This is a genomic window from Nocardia sp. CY15 (assembly GCF_009829295.1).
GTDB classification, from domain to species: Bacteria; Actinomycetota; Actinomycetes; order Mycobacteriales; family Mycobacteriaceae; genus Nocardia; species Nocardia sputi.
The window spans coordinates 169,910-187,998 of sequence record NZ_VUOT01000015.1 but is presented as its reverse complement, the minus strand read 5'-3'; the positions used below and the strand labels follow the sequence as shown (position 1 = coordinate 187,998).

The window sequence follows — 18,089 nt, the reverse complement described above, 5'->3', positions numbered from 1 at the left end:
GCCGGAGCGTCCAGCACGGTGGGGCAGCCATTCCTTCGCAGCCACAACAACAGCAACCAACCATCAGCTACACCCCACCGCCCTGGGCATCCAGGGCACCAACCCCAGACACCCACAAACTTAGGGAGTCCGACCATGGCGGTGATCGAAGACGTCAGCCCACTGGGGGCCGAGTTGGAACGCTCGTACCAAGTCTATGTGCGTGGCAGGCTGAAGTTCCGCGTCAAGCAAATCGTCTACGTGGCGTTCTCACTCGACGAGACCGTGATGGGTTTCGCGTTCCCCAGGGAGGAGCGAGCGGCGATCGTAGCCAGCGAGCCGCACAAGTTTCAGATGCCATCGGCATCGGACATGCGCTTCAACTGGATCGAGTCCAACCTCGCGGCCCTGGACCCGACCGAGGCCCGTGAACTCGTCGTCGATGCTTGGCGCATGGTCGTCCCGAAAAAAGTTTCCCGCGTTTACGATCTCGCTTATCCCCAAGAGTGGGTCTGAGGCTCAGCCTCCACAAATCCGGTCGTCGACGTCGCCGCACATGACCCTCACGCAGGTGCACCCGAGCGCGCGCTCGACGGAGGTCGGTTTCCTCGGGTGTCATCGGGTCGCCCTTGCGGCGGATCCGGGCGGGAGTGGGCCGGATGGGCTGGTTGTCGTCGGTGGTGTGTTCGGCGTCTGCATCACGCGCGAAAACGCCGACCTTCCTTGACCGGGTCTGGTACAGGATGACGATCGTTGACGGCACCCCTCATAGAGGGTAGCGCTGCATCCGGCGAAACACTTGTTGCTGGGCGGCGAGTTTTTCCGCCTGCGACAGCTCGCCCGCGGCGGCGGCTTCGGCGATCTGCTCGAGTCGCTTGCGGATGAGCGCGGGGTCTGGGCGTGTCTTCTGCTCGGCCTGGTCCCGGACGGCTCGAGCAACCCGGATCATCCCGGTGACCACCTTCACCGTGGAGGTGGCGACCGCGCTGATCACCCCCACTGCCGGGCCTTGTCGAGAATGCATGCGCCCGAACGCAGCGCAACCAGCGCGACCACGCCGAGGGCGAGTAACACGGCACCGAGCAGCACCGGCGCCGGTATCAGTCGCGTGTCTGGTTCGGACGCCGACGGTGGCCGGGCGTGCATGCCGCCGGGCGGGCGGTGCGGGGAACCACCATTGGTGAGGGGATCGGTCTCGGTGAACCGGTTTCGTGCTGCGACGGGGGTGACCATGGGTGTCTCCGGGCCGATGCTCCGATCGGCTGAGGTTGCGATTGCGGCATTCGGATAGCCGGTAACGCCCGCCATCGGCGGTGTTGAATCCGACAGCCCACGGCTACCCGCTACGCGGCAGTTATCACAGGGAGGGATCTACCGCCGTTTGCGGGAACGAGCCCCTTGTCGGCCGGTCCAGCACCGGCCGCAAACCGGCCCTCACCACTGGCCAGGCCCCGAACTGCGCGCTCGCGTCGCTGGCCTGCCATGAACCGTCCGACGGGGGTTGCTAGGGGGTGTCGTAGGTAGTGCCCCGTCATGTGCTGATGTGCCACACATTCCGATCGCCTGAATATTGCTGATGTCATTTGAGCGATTCTCAGAGCCGGAAGGTTCCAAGGGTGCGACGCTTACGAACTTGCCCGAACAGGTGCGACCTACCGCATCGGCTGCCCAGCGGCGGCCCGGCAGCTGTCATGACCGACCCGCGCCATCCGGGCCCGCGATCGTGGCCGGCCTGCAGCACAGGAACGACCTGGACGTGGCCTGACTCCGACCAAGACTTCATTGCCGCGCCGTGGACCGGCCCGCTGGGGACACGGCGATGACCGCCCCGCTCTCGCGGTCCCGCCCGGGGGTGTCGTCGCGGTCGGGGGTGTCGTCGCTGATCGTGGAGCGGCCGAACCGGGCAAGTATCGCCACGCGAGTCGCCCACCCGCTGCTGCAAGCCACGATCGGGTTGGGGTTGGCCGCCTTGACCCACACAGGTGGCCGCCACCCCCTCGAGCAGCTGTGCCGGTTCGGTCGCCTGCTGGATCTCCCGGCCGCGCTGCTGGTGGCGCCGCACGGCACCCGACGCGCGAAGGTGCAGGCAGACAACTGGCGCGCTGAATGGTTATGGCATGGCGACCTGCCCGACCCGCGGCACACACAGCACGCAGCACTGCTGTACTTCCACGGCGGCGGATACATCTGCGGCGGTCTGAACACCCATCGTCGTCTGGTCGCCAAGATCGCGCACGCGAGCGGTATACCTGCATTCAACGTGGACTATCGCCAATTGCCGCACGCTCACATCACCGACACCCTCGACGACGCGGTCGCCGCGTATCGATACCTGCTCGAGCACGGCTTCGGGGCCGAGAGGATCATCGTGTCCGGCGATTCCGCCGGCGGCGGCCTGGCCTTCGGCCTCGCGCTGGCCACCCGCGAACGCGGACTACCCATGCCCGCCGCGATCTCGGCGATCGCACCATGGGCCGATTTCGACTCCACCCAACGCGACAACCACCCCAACCGCCACCGCGACGCCTACCTACCCGCCCGGGGCATGGACATCATCACCCGCCACGGCTTCGCCGTCGATGGACGGCTCGACCCGGCATGGTCACCGGTCAACCACGACTTCACCGGACTGCCGCCGGTCCTGATCCAGGTCGGCTCGACCGAATACCTGCGCCCGGACGCCGAAGCCCTGGCCCGCCGCTGCGCCCAGGCACACGTCCCGGCACGACTGCAGATCTGGGACCACGCCCCACACGTCCACCACGCAGCCGCCGACCTGCTCGGTGACGCCCGCGACGCCATCGACCACCTCGCGGCATTCCACCGCCACATCATCACCGACACACCCCACCAGCCATCCCACCCACCAACAGCCACGACCAACACGACAAACCACACCCGCCCCGCGTCAGAACAGGCGATCACCAGCACCCGTCGAACACCTCGACACCACAGCACAGCACAGCCGAAAACGACCCCGGCTTGCCTCGCTGTCGGTTGATGAGGGGCCGGGGTCGTTGTCTACCTGCGGGTGCCGCACCCCCGGTGTTGTGAGGACCGGGCACGACGAATCCATTTGATCACGAGTAATGTTGTGCAACAAAGCTTTAGACACACTTTCCATCGAGTGTGCATGGAGAAATGCTGGTGGACCGGCGGTTGCACGTGGGATCACGGACTTATTCGGCCGCTGACGGTGATCGTCCTTCCAGGCGAAGGAATCCGGGGCGGTCGGCAGCGATTTCCAGCCAGCTGAGGGGGTTGGCGATCAGGACGTTGCCTTCGCCGTCCCACAGCAGGACGCGATAGAGCTGGTCGCGCTCACCTTCTCGGACGACAGCGTGGACGCCACCGATCGCGGGATACGGTGGCGGGGCGCGGAGGACGGAAGGAAGCGTCGACGACTCACCGCGGCCGTGACGGGCAACTGCATGCCCGGACAACGGCCCAGGAACGAAAGGGGGTTGAGGCTTGGCCGTTTTCGATCGTGGTCATGTGATCAGGTGTAACCCCACAGCCCCGAAGACAACTCCTCGACCCGCCCTCGGAGAGCAAAGTGATACACGAGTTCTCTGGGGCGCTGGCTTCGACTTCACCCCCAGAGCCGACGTGGTACCCGGTCGCCAGATGCCGAGCGCGGCTGCGGCCGGATCGGCTGTGACAATGCCCTCATCGAGACGGGGACGTCGCGGAGAAAGAACACCTCGGCTTGCTCAACGATGACCTCGACAGCCAACGCGCCGTCAGCGACCACCGCGGCTGAGAATCGGACCGGGTCCACGGTCGAAGCGCGCGAGCTATCCATCGACAGCAAGTGATGCGGCGTCGGTGATGCAGTGGTGCCGGTGGGCGGGGTGGTGACGGCGTCACCACTGCAACGCCCGAAACAGCTCTGACCTGCGGTGTTGACGCCGTCACCACAATCCCTTACGTTCGGTACTGAAATGCAGCGACATGTTGTGAACCTGCAGGTGAGAAGCAGGTCAGGTGCACTGGCAAGCCGCTGACCAGGGCTTTTCCGGGCGGCCGGGCGGAGGGATCGACACCCCGCCCGGACCGCATAGGAGTTCTACCAGCTTCTGCCTGGTGAATCGGGGATTTCCGGTCGCCTCACTAGAATGAGGCGACCGTACTCGTCCGCTTCCGGGAGCCAGCCGTGACCATCCAGCCCGTTCGCCTGTTCGGCGATCCCATCCTGCGTGCCCGCGCCGCGGAGGTCACCGCGTTCGACCGCGATCTGCGGCAGCTGGTGACCGACCTGACCGAGACCATGCACGACGACGGCGGGGTCGGGATGGCGGCCCCGCAGATCGGGGTCGGACTGCGCGTGTTCGTCTACGACACCGGCGATGCCGCCGGGCATCTGGTGAACCCGCGGTGGGAGGTCGTCGGCGACGAAGAGCAGGTCGGGCCGGAAGGTTGCCTGTCGATTCCCGGTGTGCGTTACGACACGCGCCGGGCGCTGCGGGTGCGCGCCTCCGGTGTGGACCTCGACGGCGCGCCGGTCGCGTTCGAGGCGGAGGGGCTGCTGGCGCGGTGCGTGCAGCACGAGACCGATCACCTCGACGGGGTGCTGTTCATCGACCGTCTCGATCCGGCCCAGCGCAAGGAGGCGATGCGGGTGATCCGCGAATCCGACTGGTTCGCGGCCGGAACGACCGTGCGCCCGGCACGGTCGATGAGTGGCGCGGGCCGGCCCAACCCGTTCGGGGTGGGCCGCTGATGCGCGTCGTCTTCGCGGGGACCCCGGAACCGGCGGTTCCTTCACTGCGTCGTTTGCTGGCATCGGCGCGGCACGAGGTGATCGCCGTGGTGACGCGGCCGGACGCGGTGGCAGGGCGTGGCCGGAAAGTGACGAGGTCGCCGGTCGGCAAGCTGGCCGACGAGCACGGCATACCGGTGCTCACGCCGGGGCGGCCTTCGGAACCGGAATTCGTCGCGCAGCTCACGGAACTGGCGCCGGACTGCTGTCCCGTCGTCGCCTACGGCGCGCTGCTGCCCCAGCAGATTCTCGACATCCCGCGCTTCGGCTGGATCAACCTGCACTTCTCGCTGCTGCCCGCGTGGCGAGGCGCGGCGCCGGTACAGGCGGCGATCGACGCGGGTGACGAGATCACCGGCGCCTCCACGTTCCAGATCGAGGCCGGGTTGGACACCGGTCCGGTGTTCGGCATGGTGACCGAGAAGATCACCGTCACCGACACGGCGGGCACTCTGCTGCAGCGGTTGGCCGACAGCGGCTCCCGCCTGCTGGAAGCGACGCTCGACGGGGTGGAGGACGGGACCTTGCAGGCGGTGGCACAGTCGACGGACGGCGTCTCGTACGCGCCCAAGGTCGGTGTCGAGGCCGGGCACGTCCGATGGGACCAACCAGCTCTGGCCATCAGCAGGCGGATTCGCGCGGTCACCCCCGCTCCGGGGGCATGGACCGAGGTCGGCGGCACCCGGTTGAAGCTGGGACCGGTCGAACTGGTCGAGGAGGAGTTGCCGGAGCGTGTGATCGAGGTCCGCAAGTCCGGTGTGTTCGTCGGCACCGCCACCACCGCCGTGCGATTGGACCAAGTGCAGCCGCAAGGCAAGCGCATGATGTCAGCCCTCGACTGGGCGCGCGGCGCCCGCCTGCAGCCCGGCGCGGTGGTCGAGTGACGCCGCGCGGCGACCGGCCCGGCGACGACGCACCCAACCGGCGGCGCGACGAACGAGACACCGCGCCGAAGCGGTCCGGCGAGCCCGGCCGGGCTCGAGCGCAGGGCGTCCCGTCGAGCGGCACGCGACGCGATCGCAACGGCGCGGGCCGTCCACGGGCGGCCGACCAGCGTTCCGGAAGCGGCCGAGCCGAGGCCGCCGGGCGTGATCGCGACGAACGGCGCACTCCCTCGGGGCAACGCTCGGCAGGGCGACCCGAGCGTGCCACCTCGCGGCGTCCGGCCGCGGGATCCAAAGAGCCCGCTCGCCCTACCGGACGACCGCATCGCAAAGAAGCCGCCGATCCGCCGCGGTCGGTCGCCAGGGATGTGCTGCGCGCGGTCCGGGAGCGCGACGCCTACGCCAACCTCGTCCTGCCCGGCCTGCTGCGGGAACGGGGATTGTCGGGGCGCGACGCCGCATTGGCGACCGAACTCGCCTACGGCGCGTGCCGGTCGCTGGGCCTGCTCGACGCGGTGATCGCCGAAGGCGCGGGCCGGTCGATCGAAAAGATCGACGGACCCCTGCTGGACGTGCTCCGGCTGGGCGTCTACCAGTTGCTGCGCACCAGGATCGGCGCGCACGCCGCGGTGGACACCTCGGTGGCGTTGGCGCGCGCCGAATTCGGTGCGGGCAAGGCCGGTTTCGTCAACGCCGTGCTCCGGCGGGCGGGGGAGAAGTCCCCGGAGCAGTGGGTCGAGGCGCTAGCGCCCGCCGACCCGATCGGCCGGTTGGCCTTCGAATACGCGCATCCGGTGTGGATCGCGCAGGCGTTCGCCGACGCGCTGGGAGCGCGAGCGGCGGAACTTCGCGAGGTGCTCGCTGCTGACGACGCCCGCCCGCTGGTACATCTGGTGGCTCGCCCGGGTGACATCACCGCGGAGGAACTCGCGCTGGTCACCGGCGGGGAGGAAGGTCGCTGGTCGCCGTACGCGGTCTACCTGGAGGGCGGCGATCCGGGCAAGCTCGAGCCGGTACGCGAAGGCATGGCGGCCGTGCAGGACGAAGGCAGCCAGCTGGTGGCGCTGGCGCTGACCAGAGCCGCGATCGACGGACCGGACAACGGACGCTGGCTCGATCTCTGCGCCGGACCGGGCGGCAAGGCCGCGCTGCTCGGCGCCATCGCCTCGATCGACGGCTTCCGGGTGGACGCGGTCGAGCCCGCCGCGCACCGCGCCGAACTGGTGCGCAAAGCCGTGCACGGCCTGCCGGTCGACATCCACGTCGTTGACGGCCGCGCCAGCGGACTGACTCCCGGTTACGACCGCATCCTCGTGGACGCGCCGTGCACCGGCCTCGGGGCGCTGCGTCGCAGACCCGAGGCGCGCTGGCGGCGGACCCCGTCCGACGTCCGTGAACTCGTCGTCTTGCAGCGTGAATTACTCACCGCCGCTTGGGATCTGCTGCGCCCCGGTGGTGTCGTGGTGTACTCGACCTGTTCGCCGCATCTGCCGGAGACCGTGTCGATCGTCGCCGACGCCGTTCGGCGCCTCGGCGCCGAGCAACTCGACACTCGCGAGCTGCTACCGGGAGTCACCGATGTCGGGGAGGGGCCGGGCGCGCAGCTGTGGCCGCACCGCCACGGCACCGACGCCATGTTCCTGGCCGCGCTGCGTAAGCCCCGCTGAGCGGGCGGGCATTCCATTCGTCCAAGTCGTGGCACGCGGTGGCGCCGCACACTCGGAGCATGACGATGACGTGGCAGGACGTGGTGACGATGGCGACCGAACTCCCGGAGGTGGAGGAATCCACCTGGTGGCGCAGCCCGGCATTGAAGGTCGGCGGTAAAGGGTTCGCCCGGTTGCGCAGCGAGGCCGAAGGCGGCCTCGCGCTGGCCTGCGATCTCACCGAGAAGGAGGCGCTGCTGGCCTCCGGCGACCCGGCCTTCTACACCACACCGCACTACGACGGCTACGCCTACATATTGGTCGACCTCGATCGCGTCGCGCCCGACCACCTGCGGGAACTGCTCGACGCGGCCTGGTGGCTCACCGCTGCGGCGAAGCTGCGCAAGCAGCGGGAACGCGAAACCCGCTGAGCCCGGTCATTCCCGGCTGGATTGCTCTCGCAAGCGGGCAAGCGTTTTCGCGAGGATGCGGGACACGTGCATCTGGGAGATACCCATCTGCTGCGCGATCTGGGTCTGAGTCATCGATTCGAAGAATCGCATGGTGAGGATGCGCCGTTCCCGCTCGGGCAGACCGGCGAGCAGCGGCCGGATCGCGACGTATTCCTCGACCCGATCGAACTGGGACTCCTCTTCGCCGAGGGTGTCCAGCAGTGAGGCGTCGGTGTCGCGGCCGAGCGTTGCCGCGTCGATCGAACTCGGCTGGTAGGCGTTTCCCGCGATGACCGCCTGGGTCACCTCGTCCGGATCGACGTCCAGCTCCGCGGCGATCTCCTTCGCCGTCGGCGAGCGGCCGAGGGTTTGGGAGAGGCTGTCGATCGCGGCGCCGATGCGTAGGTGAGTCTCCTTGACCCGCCGCGGCACTCGCATCGCCCACGTGTTGTCGCGGAAGTATCGGCGGACCTCGCCCATGATGGTCGGCACCGCGAAGGACAGGAAATTCGAACCGCGCTCCACGTCGAAACGATCCACCGCGTGCACCAAGCCGACCCGCGCCACCTGGGTCAGGTCGTCGAACGGCTCACCGCGTCCGCTGAACTTGCGGGCGATGTGGTCGGCGAGTGGAATGCATCGGCTGATCAGCTCCGCGCGCAGCGCGGTGTGCCGCGCTGTTCCGGGTTCGCTGGTGGCGAGCTGCTCGAAGAGCAGGCCGACGTCGTCGTAGCCTGGAACCGCGCTCGCCGCTTCCAGGGTTTCGCTCTCCTCGACGGCGTCCTCCGTGGTCAGCGTGTCGGAGTCGTCGTCGCGCTGTGCGTCGAGCACGGTGTCTTCGTCCGCCACTACGCCTTCCCCCGGACCCGACGGAACTCGACCGTCGTCGGATATCCGGAAATCGTCGGGTCGAACGTATCCTGTGTGGCCTCCGCCGCGTCGGTGAGGGTGCGCAGCACGTGCCAGCCGAAGCTGCGCTGGTCGGGCAGCCCCGGCTTCTCCGCGATGCCCTCGACCCGGACGAGCAACTCGGTGTCACCGACGGTGAACCGGCAGTTCAGGCTCGTTTCCGGGGCGGCGACAGCGATCAGGGTCGAGCAGACCTCGTCGACGGCCAGCCGGATGTCGGCCACCTCGTCCAGCGTGAATTCGCTGAGTAGGACGAGGGTTTCGGCGAGCCCACGCACGATGGGCAGTTGTGTCACCGATGCCGCCACCCGAATCTCCACCGGGGTGCTGTAAAGCCCCTGTTCCGCCGAAATGTTGATCACCCTATGCAGGCTACCCACTCCCGCGCTGGACAACCCTGGGTACCGTTAGACTCCGGCGTTGTGTCCAACCCGACTTACCCGCGTCCGGCCGCTCCCATGATCGCCCCCTCCATCCTCTCCGCCGACTTCGCGCACCTCGCGGACGAAGCGGAGGCCGTCGCAGGCGCCGACTGGCTGCACGTGGACGTGATGGACGCGCACTTCGTGCCCAATCTCACCCTCGGCCTCCCCGTGGTGGAGAGCCTGCTGAAGGCGACCGACATCCCGTTGGACTGCCATCTGATGATCGAGGATCCGGCCCGCTGGGCGCCGCCGTACGCGGAGGCGGGCGCGCACAATGTGACCTTCCACGCGGAGGCGACCGACGACCCGATCGCGGTCGCGCGCGACATCCGCGCCGCGGGCGGCAAGGCGGGGCTCTCGGTGAAGCCCGGCACGCCGATCGAGCCGTACCTGGAGATCCTGCGCGAATTCGACACGCTGCTGGTGATGAGCGTCGAACCCGGTTTCGGCGGCCAGTCGTTCATCCCGGAGGTGTTGCAGAAGGCGCGCATCGTGCGGAACCTGGTGGATGCCGGTGAGCTGCGGCTGCTGGTCGAGATCGACGGCGGCATCAACGCCGACACCATCGAGGCGGCCGCGGAGGCGGGCGTGGACTGCTTCGTCGCCGGGTCCGCGGTCTACAGCACCGCCGATCCCGCCGCGACCGTGCAGAAATTGCGCGGGCAGGCGGCCTCGGCGTGGGCGCGCTGAAAAGGTCTGTCAGGCCCTGGTTTTGCGCGGGGCGACCGCGCGGATCGTCTCGATCACAACGCTGAGCGGCGGACGGCGGGCTCCTGCCTCGGGCGAGCGGATCCACACGCGGTATCCGGTGCGCTCGTCGTCCGGCGAGGGCAGTACCACCTGGCTGCCCGCGCAGGCCACCGCCGCGTACAGGCGGAACAATTCGGCCGAGATCGGCGGCCTGAACGCGTCGGGCCCGGCGGGGCCGGTGAGGAAGGTCCAGTGCCTCGCGCGGGGGTGCTCGACGACCGGGCCGGCGATGCCGACCTGGACGAGTCGCCGCAACACCTGCTCGCCGAGTTCGGCGGGCATGGTGACGGCGCCGTAGTCGATGCCGATGTGCAGGAGAATGCGATGCGAACCGGGATCCATCGATACCGGCAGCTGGAATTCGCGGCGGTAGCGTTGGCAGCGAAGTTCCGGCGTCGAATCGAGAAATGTGGTCACACCGCGCCCCCAACTGTGTCCGGCCCGAATTGTCCCACTGTGTTCTCCGGCTTTCTCGAGGAGTGGACATCATGCGGCGGGCTGCGCGGTCCGTAGGCCGTGTGCCCTGGTACAGCGTCCGATCGAACTGCTCGTGCGGAAAGTTGAACGTGAGAAGTCAGCCGCATAACGATATCGCTTCCCACGTCTTCGACGCGCGGAATCTCCGTTATAGCAGTGTTTCGTTAGGGTATCGACTATAAATCGGCAACCCCCTTCGGGGTGAATTAATTCGCACAGTACAGCGAATTCCCTCGAATGATTACTTGAACCTGTGCCGCCCGCCGAGCGCGGCCGGTGTGGACATATTTCGTTCCATTCTCGATGGGACCGACCGGTTCCAGCATCCCCGGCGTGGCCTGCGGTCTGCTTTTCGCCGAGCACGCCGGAGTGTCATCGCGTCGCGTGACCGGTCCGGGACGCCGCTGTCTCCTGCGACCGCGCGTCATTAGGGTGAGGAGACCAGGGAATAGCAGCCGGGCCCCGCGCTGTTCCGCAACCGGAAGACAACGACGCGACAGGGAGTCAGAGCACATGTTCACAGGCATCGTCGAGGAACTCGGCGAAATCGTCGCCAGCGAGCAGCTGACCGACGCCGCGCGGCTGACGATCAAGGGCAAGCTGGTGACCTCCGATGCCGGACACGGTGATTCGATCGCCGTGAACGGGGTGTGCCTGACCGTCGTGGAGGTGCTCGGCGGCGACTCGTTCACCGTCGATGTCATGGCGGAGACGCTCAACCGGTCCGGAATCGGCAAGCTGGACGTCGGTTCGAAAGTGAATCTCGAGCGCGCCGCCGCGTTGAACAGCAGGCTGGGCGGCCACCTGGTCCAGGGACATGTCGACGGCACCGGCACCGTGCTCTCGCGCACCCCGTCGGAGAACTGGGACGTGGTCCGGATCTCGCTGCCGGAGAACCTGGCCCGCTACGTCGTGGAGAAGGGTTCGATCACCGTCGACGGCATCTCGCTCACCGTCTCGGGACTCGGTGTCTCCGACGAGCCCGCCGAGACCGGCAGTCGGGACTGGTTCGAGGTCTCCCTGATCCCCACCACCCTCTCGCTGACCAATCTCGGCTTCGCCACCGTCGGCACCACCGTCAACCTGGAAGTCGACGTGATCGCCAAATACGTCGAACGCCTCCAACAGCGCGGCTAGCCGGGACCGCCCGCTCGCCGAGTGCGCGGCGGCGAGCGCGATAGCCCCTTCCGGTTCCGGGGAGCTCCGGGATGGCGGAGCGTGCCGGCGTCTGCGACGCGATGGTGAGCATGGGAGGTCGCCGGACACACGCAGCGCCGCGGGCGCCGCAAAACCAACCCAGTACTGTGGTGAGGCACCTATTTCGAGATGGAGCACAGCAGACGTGACCAGGTTCGACAGCATCGAGCGCGCAGTCGCCGACATCGCCGCCGGTAAGGCGGTCGTCGTCGTCGACGACGAGGACCGTGAGAACGAGGGCGACCTCATCTTCGCGGCGGAGAAGGCCACTCCGGAACTGGTCGCCTTCATGATCCGCTACACCTCCGGTTACATCTGTGTGCCGCTCACGGGCGACGATTGCGATCGGCTCGGCTTGCCTCCGATGTACGCGATGAACCAGGACAAGCACGGCACCGCCTACACCGTCTCGGTGGACGCGCGCGAAGGCATCACGACCGGCATCTCCGGCGCCGATCGCGCCACCACCATGCGGCTGCTTGCCGACGCCGACGCCAAGGCCGACGATTTCACCCGGCCGGGGCACGTGGTGCCGCTGCGCGCCAAGGATGGCGGTGTGCTGCGCAGGCCCGGCCACACCGAGGCGGCCGTGGATCTTTCCCGGATGGCAGGCCTGCGTCCGGCGGGCGTGATCTGCGAGATCGTCAGCCAGAAGGACGAGGGCCACATGGCCCGCACCGAGGAGCTGCGCGTCTTCGCCGACGAGCACGAGCTGGCGATGATCTCGATCGCCGACATGATCGCGTGGCGGCGCAAGCACGAGAAGCACGTGGTGCGCGTCGCCGAGGCACGTATCCCCACCGCGCACGGCGAGTTCATGGCCGTGGGCTATCAGAGCATCTACGACGAGGTCGAGCACGTCGCGCTGGTGCGCGGTGACATCAGCGACGGCGAGGACGTCTTGGTGCGGGTGCACTCGGAGTGCCTGACCGGTGACGTGTTCGGGTCGCTGCGCTGCGATTGCGGTCCGCAGCTGGACGCGGCGTTGGAGATGGTCGCGGCCGAGGGCCGCGGTGTGGTGCTGTACATGCGTGGTCACGAGGGGCGCGGCATCGGTCTGATGCACAAGTTGCAGGCATACCAGCTGCAGGATTCCGGCCACGACACGGTCGACGCGAATCTGGAGCTGGGGCTGCCCGCGGATGCCCGCGACTATGGCACGGGCGCGCAGATCCTGGTGGATCTGGGTATTCGCTCGATGCGGCTGCTCACCAACAACCCGGCCAAGCGGGTCGGTTTGGACGGCTATGGTTTGCGGATCACCGAGCGGGTGCCGATGCCGCTGCGCGCCAATGCGGAGAACCTGCGCTACTTGCGCACCAAGCGGGACCGGATGGGGCACGACCTGATCGGCCTCGACGAGCTCGATCTCGGCGAGACGGCGCACTGAATTGCGAGCGGACCGGAAAGGCGGACAACGATGAGCGGTACCGGGGTACCGACCTTCGCGCTGGCCGACGCCAAGGACCTCACCTTGGGCATCGTCGCCTCGCGCTGGCACACCCAGATCTGCGACACCCTGGTCGCGAACGCCGAGCGAGTGGCCAAGGACGCGGGCGTCCAGCAGATCACGGTGGTGCGCTGCGCCGGCGCCATGGAGCTGCCGGTGGTGGCCCAGGAGCTGGCCAAGTCGCACGACGCGGTGGTGGCGCTCGGAGTGGTGATCCGGGGTGACACGCCGCATTTCGAGTACGTCTGCGACGCGGTGACCGCGGGACTCACCCGTGTCTCGCTGGACGAGGGCACGCCGGTCGCGAACGGGGTGCTGACCACCAACAACGAGCAGCAGGCCCTGGATCGGGCCGGGCTGCCGGAATCGCCCGAGAACAAGGGGGAGCAGGCGGCGGCCGCGGCGTTGGACGCCGCGCTGACGCTGCGCGCCCTGCGGCAGTCCGCGTAGCCATGCCGGTCGTCCGTATCTTCCGGAGGAACGCAGGCTCGGCCGCGGTGGCCGGCGATGCGCCCGAGTGGGAGTTCGAGGTGCGTCCCCGGCGCGCGGTGCGGACGGCCTGGGTCGTGGCGGTGCTGATCGCGGCCGCGTTCACGGCGGGCGGTCTCTTGCTGCGTACCGGGTCCACCGGTGTCAACTTCCGGGTCGCCGATCAGATCGCGATGATCGGGATCGGCGTACTCGGCGCCGCCGCGGTGCTGCTGCTGACCAGGCCGCGGGTACGGGTCGGGGCGCGGGGTGTGTCGGTGCGGAACGTTCTGGGCGACAACGACTTTCCGTGGGACTACATTAGAGGCGTCTCGTTCCCGGATCGAAAGTCGTGGGCCCGCCTCGAGCTGGTCGACGACGACTACGTGCCGATGCTGGCGATCCGCTCGAACGACAAGGAGCACGCGGCGCGGGCGATGGCTCGGCTGCGTGAACTCGGCGAGAAGTATTCCGGAAGCAAGTGAACTGGTGAGGTACCCGCCCCGCCCCGACCGCTTCGCCAGGGCCGGAATGCTGGTTTAGCCTCGTCGGTATGGAACCAGGCGCGTTCGTTCTCGCGGCGGCTTTCGCGGACGATCCGCTGATGACCTACTTCTGGCCGGGTTCGCCGCGCCGCCGAAAAGCGTTGCCGCTGTTCTGGGAGTCGCGCATCGCGTCGCGCAGGAAGAAGGGACTGGTCGACTTCGCGCACGACCAGGAAGGCACCCTCGCCTGCGTGGCGCTATGGGAGCCCGCGCACCTGGTGGCGCCGACAGTGAAGCCGGTGACCCTGCTACGAGCGTTGGGCGCGAGCACGGCGCGTGCGCTTGCCGCCGGGCGGCAGATGGAGCACGCGCGACCGGCCACGCCGCACCTGTACCTGGCCGCGATCGGGACGCTGCCCGGCGCGCAGGGGTACGGTATGGCGACCGCGTTGCTCGAGCGGCGGCTGTCGGAAGCAGAGCACGACTGTTTCCTGATCTCGAACACCAGCGGCACCGTGCCCTTCTACGAGCGATTCGGGTTCGAGCGGCAGGGGGAGCTGAGGATCGGCTCCGGTCCGGTGGTGTATCCGATGGTGCGTTCGAAGTGACCTCGCCGTCGCGGCCGGCATGCCGATTCTCGACATGTCAAGCCTCGGATGGTGCTGGTCAACGGATACCGCGACCTGTCCCGCTGTGGTAACCGATCACTGGGAGTCGCCGAGGACGGCCCCCTCTCGGCGGGGGTCCGCGCCTCCGATCCAGCCGTCCGCGCCGTTGCGTTTGAGAGCGCTGAGGCCGCTGACCTGTGGTGCGACGGAGACCTGATGACCCAGCTCACGTAGTCGGCGCACGAGCGGGTCGTGGTCACCGTTGTCGGCGGCGTCGATCGCGGGGTGCTCACCACCGATGCCGGTGGACGGGCTGTTCCCGGCGCCGAACGCGACCGCGGAGACCGCCTGCTGCGGGTCCAGACCCCAGTCGAACATGTTGACCAGCGTTTTCACCACGAACTGGATGATCACCGAACCGCCGGGCGAGCCCGCGACATGGGTGAGCTCGCCGCGCGAGCCGTCGGGGGCCTTGCCGAAGACCAGCGTCGGGCTCATCGAACTACGCGGGCGTTTACCGGGCTGGATCCGGTTGGCCACCGGCACGCCGTCGGCGCCCAGCGGATCGGCGTTGAAGTCGGTGAGCTGATTGTTCAGCACGAATCCGTCGACCACGTGGAACGAACCGAACGCCGACTCGACGGTGGTGGTCATCGCCGCGGCGTTGCCGTACCGGTCGACCACCGAGATGTGGCTGGTGCCGTGCTCGGGCGGCTGCGGGCCGACGCCCAGCGGCACGGGGCCGAAGTCACCCGGCTGCGCGGTGCCCATGCTGCGGTTCGGATCGATCAGCCCGGCGCGCTGCCGCAGGTAATCGCGGTTCAGCAGGGTTTGTGCCGAATTGCCCGGCAGCGGGATGAAATCGGTGTCGGCGACGTACTTGTTGCGGTCGGCGTAGGCGAGGCGTTCGGCCTCCGAGATCAGGTGCACGGCCTGCGGGTCGGGCTTGCCGCCGTTGCGGTCGATGTCGTCCGGCCGCATGGTGGCCAGGTCGAAGTTCTCCAGGATGCCCAGAATCGAGGCGACGGCGATGCCACCCGAGGAGGGGCTGGGCATGCCGCAGATCTCGTGCCCGCGGTAGCCCGTGCACAGTGCGGTGCGCTTCTTCGCCTGATAGCCGGACAAGTCCTCGACCGTCAGCTGGCCAGGGGTGCGCCCGCCGGAGGCTCGGTTCGCGGCCGCGACGATGTCCCGGGCGATGGCGCCGGTATAGAAGGCCTGCGCTCCCTCCGTGGCGACGGCGCCGAGCGTCTTCGCCATGGCCGGGTTGGTGAGCACGGTCTCTGCGGCCTTCGGGCTGCCGTCCGGGTTGAGGAAATAAGCCTTGGCGTCCTCGTCCGCCGCGAGGTCCTTCGCCGACTCCGCGATCTGCCCCGCGAGGCGAGGGCTGATCGGGAAGCCCTGATCGGCCAGTCCGATGGCGGGGTCGAACAGCTCGCGCCACGCGGTCTTGCCATGATCGCGGTGCGCGAGCTCGAGCATGCGCAGCACACCGGGCACGCCGATGGAGCGGCCGCTGGCCCGCGTGTTCGGCTTCGGCTCGGTGCGGTCGGTATCGCTGATCCAGCGCAGGTAGTTCTCGGTCGCCGCCGCCGGGGCCACCTCTCGGCCGTCGTAGGCGTCCACGGTCTTGGTGTTCGCGTCGTAGTAGAGCAGGAACGCGCCGCCGCCGATACCGGAGGCCTGCGGTTCGACGAGGCCCAGCACCGTTTGGGCCGCGATCAGGGCGTCGGCCGCGGTGCCGCCGTCGCGCAGGACCTCGCACGCGGCCTTGGTGGATACGGGGTTGGCCGTCGACACCGCGAAGGTGTGCGTGCGCACCGGCGTCATGTTCGAGCGATAGCCGGTCGCTATTTCCGGGTTGGTGCTCAGATCCTTGGTGCCGCTGCCCGCCGGGCCCGTCGCGGTGGACGTGACCGGTGTGCCGTTGGGAACCGTCGCGCAGACACCGCCCGCCTGGCTCTCCTCGGTCGAACAGGCGGTAGCCATTCCGATGGTGAGTGCGAACGCCGCCGCGGCGGCGACCCGAGTTCCTCGCTTGCGGCCCATGCCCGGACTCTAACGTCCGGCACCGACAGCCGCGCCGGTTTCCTTCCCACGGGCGAAATCCTCCTGGCCGCAGTGTGTGTCGCGATCGAGCCCGCCGGGATCATGTCACGTGGACCGGCGATCCGGGGCGAACCGTCGGTAGGCTGGCCGGATGGCGATCGAGGCGGTGCTGTTCGACTTCTCCGGCACCTTGTTCCGGCTGGAAGCCGACGAGTCGTGGTACTCGGATCTGACCCGGCCGGACGGGCGGGCCTTCGACGTGGACGAGAAGGCCGAGATCATGCGGCGGATGACGGCGCCGGTCGACCACATCGCCGAATTCGACGCCGAGGCGCAGTACGCGTGGGACAACCGGGACCTGGATCCGGCGCTGCACCGCAAGGTGATGATGACGGTGCTGCGCCAGTCGGGTGTGCCCACCGACGAGGACGCCGAACGACTCTACGCACGGCTGCTCGATCCGCTGGAGTGGATGCCGTATCCGGACAGCGAGGCCGTTCTCGATCTCCTGGCGGCACAGGAGGTTCCGGTGGCGGTGGTGAGCAACATCCCGTTCGACATCCGTCCGTCGTTCGCTGCGCGCGGCTGGGACCGGCTGGTCGGGGCGTTCACCCTCTCCTATGAGGTCGGCGCCATGAAACCCGATCCGGAGATCTTCCATGCCGCCTTGGGCGAACTGGGCGTGCCCGCCGAGGCGGCTCTGATGATCGGCGACAGCGCCGAGGCGGACGGCGGCGCCGAAGCCCTGGGCAGCCGATTCGCCCTGGTGGAGGCCCTGCCCACCGCCGAGCGTCCGGATGCGTTGCTGGCGGCCCTGCGGCGGCACGGTCTGGTGGAGTAGCTCCTCGTCCGGACGATGCGCGCGCCCCGTCGGTTCTTTCGCCGAAGTCCGAGTTCGTCGAAGTCCGAGTTCGTCGAAGTCCGAGTTCGTCGAAGTCCGAGTTCGTCGAAGTCCGAGTTCGTCGAAGTACGAGTTGTCCGGGATGTCACCGTGTTACCGTGCGATTCCGGCGTGTTCGTCCAGCGCGCCGGAACGTTCGGTACCAACGGGGGTACGGCTGTGAGCTTGGCGTTTTCGGGTGAGGAGCCGTCCATCGGTGTGGAAACCACCATGCCGGAGGCGGTTCGGGACGTGCGGGAAGCCGTCGCGGGTATGGCGGGATTCGGCCTGGCCTATCCGGTGCTCATGAATCTGACGCGCGGCGACGACGCGGCCGCCACGGCGTCCGTCCAGTTCTGCGTGGCCTGGGCTCTCGGTCTGCTCGTGCTCGGGTTCGCCGAGGGAGCGCACCCCGTGCGCCGCCTGACGATCACGCTCGCGATCCTGCAGGCCGTCGTCGGGTGCTGGGCGATCAGGGACCTCGAGACCGTACCGCCCGCCGTCGGCCTCGTCGCCGCCGGGTACTCGCTCGCCACCTCCGTAGCCGTCGTGCGCCTGCTGTGCCGCCCGGATGCCAAGGCCTGGTTCGGCGTCCGCGTACCGTGAGCCGTCCGGCAGCGCTGCCGTGGGCGGGTGGTAGTCGGCGGTCTCCGGGATCTGTCGAACCT

At 68.4% G+C, this 18,089-nt stretch carries 20 protein-coding genes; 14 read left to right on the top strand and 6 right to left on the bottom strand.

Annotated elements, in window-relative coordinates; translation table 11 throughout:
- The first annotated feature begins 135 nt into the window (after positions 1–135).
- Entirely contained in the window at positions 136–495 is a 360-nt protein-coding gene (locus GVY39_RS18735) for a hypothetical protein (protein ID WP_159926215.1), read from the top strand.
- A 250-nt stretch (positions 496–745) separates the two neighbouring features.
- On the opposite strand, the gene GVY39_RS18730 is transcribed toward GVY39_RS18735, so the two are convergent.
- Positions 746–973, bottom strand: coding sequence for a gas vesicle protein G (locus GVY39_RS18730; RefSeq protein WP_240679465.1), 228 nt, complete (start codon positions 971–973; stop codon positions 746–748).
- Positions 970–1,212, bottom strand: a complete 243-nt coding sequence (locus tag GVY39_RS18725; protein ID WP_159926213.1) for a hypothetical protein — start codon at positions 1,210–1,212, stop codon at positions 970–972. The genes GVY39_RS18730 and GVY39_RS18725 overlap by 4 nt, the downstream gene beginning before the upstream one ends.
- 586 nt (positions 1,213–1,798) lie before the next feature.
- Between GVY39_RS18725 and GVY39_RS18720 the strand changes: the two genes are divergently transcribed.
- From GVY39_RS18720 to GVY39_RS18700, 5 genes are all read left to right on the top strand, one after another.
- Positions 1,799–2,980, top strand: a complete 1,182-nt coding sequence (locus tag GVY39_RS18720; RefSeq protein WP_159926212.1) for an alpha/beta hydrolase — start codon at positions 1,799–1,801, stop codon at positions 2,978–2,980.
- 1,155 nt (positions 2,981–4,135) lie between these two features.
- Positions 4,136–4,702 carry a peptide deformylase gene (def, locus tag GVY39_RS18715; RefSeq protein WP_159926211.1) on the top strand — a complete coding sequence of 189 codons (567 nt, stop codon included), beginning with the start codon at positions 4,136–4,138 and terminating at the stop codon, positions 4,700–4,702.
- A complete protein-coding gene (gene fmt / locus GVY39_RS18710) occupies positions 4,702–5,625 on the top strand; it encodes a methionyl-tRNA formyltransferase (protein WP_159926210.1) in 924 nt (307 codons plus the stop codon). The genes def and fmt overlap by 1 nt, the downstream gene beginning before the upstream one ends.
- A complete protein-coding gene (locus GVY39_RS18705; protein WP_159926209.1) occupies positions 5,622–7,292 on the top strand; it encodes an RsmB/NOP family class I SAM-dependent RNA methyltransferase in 1,671 nt (556 codons plus the stop codon). Before fmt ends, GVY39_RS18705 begins: the two co-directional genes overlap by 4 nt.
- Before the next feature lie 59 nt (positions 7,293–7,351).
- A complete protein-coding gene (locus GVY39_RS18700) occupies positions 7,352–7,702 on the top strand; it encodes an MmcQ/YjbR family DNA-binding protein (RefSeq protein WP_159926208.1) in 351 nt (116 codons plus the stop codon).
- A 6-nt stretch (positions 7,703–7,708) separates the two neighbouring features.
- Here the strand turns inward: GVY39_RS18700 and GVY39_RS18695 are convergent, their stop codons facing one another.
- Both GVY39_RS18695 and GVY39_RS18690 read right to left on the bottom strand, forming a co-directional pair.
- The gene (locus GVY39_RS18695) at positions 7,709–8,482 is read right to left on the bottom strand and encodes a SigB/SigF/SigG family RNA polymerase sigma factor (RefSeq protein WP_159926245.1); all 774 of its coding nucleotides are present in this window, start codon (positions 8,480–8,482) and stop codon (positions 7,709–7,711) included.
- An 89-nt stretch (positions 8,483–8,571) separates the two neighbouring features.
- Positions 8,572–8,994 (bottom strand): anti-sigma factor, encoded by a 423-nt coding sequence (locus GVY39_RS18690; protein WP_159926207.1) that lies wholly within the window; start codon positions 8,992–8,994, stop codon positions 8,572–8,574.
- A 96-nt stretch (positions 8,995–9,090) separates the two neighbouring features.
- On the opposite strand from GVY39_RS18690, the gene rpe reads away from it, so the two are divergent.
- Complete coding sequence (rpe, locus tag GVY39_RS18685; RefSeq protein WP_159926243.1) at positions 9,091–9,747, top strand: ribulose-phosphate 3-epimerase; 657 nt, start codon at positions 9,091–9,093, stop codon at positions 9,745–9,747.
- Positions 9,748–9,756: 9 nt separating this feature from the next.
- Here the strand turns inward: rpe and GVY39_RS18680 are convergent, their stop codons facing one another.
- On the bottom strand, positions 9,757–10,224 hold the full coding sequence (locus tag GVY39_RS18680; protein ID WP_159926206.1) for a hypothetical protein: 468 nt from the start codon (positions 10,222–10,224) through the stop codon (positions 9,757–9,759).
- A 573-nt stretch (positions 10,225–10,797) separates the two neighbouring features.
- Here GVY39_RS18680 and GVY39_RS18675 point away from each other — a divergent pair.
- The 5 genes from GVY39_RS18675 to GVY39_RS18655 all read left to right on the top strand — a co-directional run bounded on the left by GVY39_RS18675 (position 10,798) and on the right by GVY39_RS18655 (position 14,492).
- Entirely contained in the window at positions 10,798–11,421 is a 624-nt protein-coding gene (locus GVY39_RS18675; protein ID WP_159926205.1) for a riboflavin synthase, read from the top strand.
- Between the two features lie 205 nt (positions 11,422–11,626).
- Positions 11,627–12,871, top strand: coding sequence for a bifunctional 3,4-dihydroxy-2-butanone-4-phosphate synthase/GTP cyclohydrolase II (locus GVY39_RS18670; protein WP_159926204.1), 1,245 nt, complete (start codon positions 11,627–11,629; stop codon positions 12,869–12,871).
- 30 nt (positions 12,872–12,901) lie between these two features.
- A complete protein-coding gene (gene ribH / locus GVY39_RS18665) occupies positions 12,902–13,381 on the top strand; it encodes a 6,7-dimethyl-8-ribityllumazine synthase (protein ID WP_159926202.1) in 480 nt (159 codons plus the stop codon).
- 2 nt (positions 13,382–13,383) lie between these two features.
- Entirely contained in the window at positions 13,384–13,884 is a 501-nt protein-coding gene (locus GVY39_RS18660; protein WP_159926200.1) for a PH domain-containing protein, read from the top strand.
- Between the two features lie 68 nt (positions 13,885–13,952).
- A complete protein-coding gene (locus GVY39_RS18655) occupies positions 13,953–14,492 on the top strand; it encodes a GNAT family N-acetyltransferase (protein ID WP_159926199.1) in 540 nt (179 codons plus the stop codon).
- 96 nt (positions 14,493–14,588) lie between these two features.
- Here the strand turns inward: GVY39_RS18655 and GVY39_RS18650 are convergent, their stop codons facing one another.
- The gene (locus GVY39_RS18650) at positions 14,589–16,541 is read right to left on the bottom strand and encodes a gamma-glutamyltransferase family protein (RefSeq protein ID WP_159926197.1); all 1,953 of its coding nucleotides are present in this window, start codon (positions 16,539–16,541) and stop codon (positions 14,589–14,591) included.
- Between the two features lie 151 nt (positions 16,542–16,692).
- Between GVY39_RS18650 and GVY39_RS18645 the strand changes: the two genes are divergently transcribed.
- Positions 16,693–17,382, top strand: coding sequence for an HAD family hydrolase (locus GVY39_RS18645; RefSeq protein ID WP_159926195.1), 690 nt, complete (start codon positions 16,693–16,695; stop codon positions 17,380–17,382).
- Positions 17,383–17,601: 219 nt separating this feature from the next.
- Complete coding sequence (locus GVY39_RS18640) at positions 17,602–18,027, top strand: hypothetical protein (RefSeq protein ID WP_159926193.1); 426 nt, start codon at positions 17,602–17,604, stop codon at positions 18,025–18,027.
- Positions 18,028–18,089 lie beyond the last annotated feature (62 nt).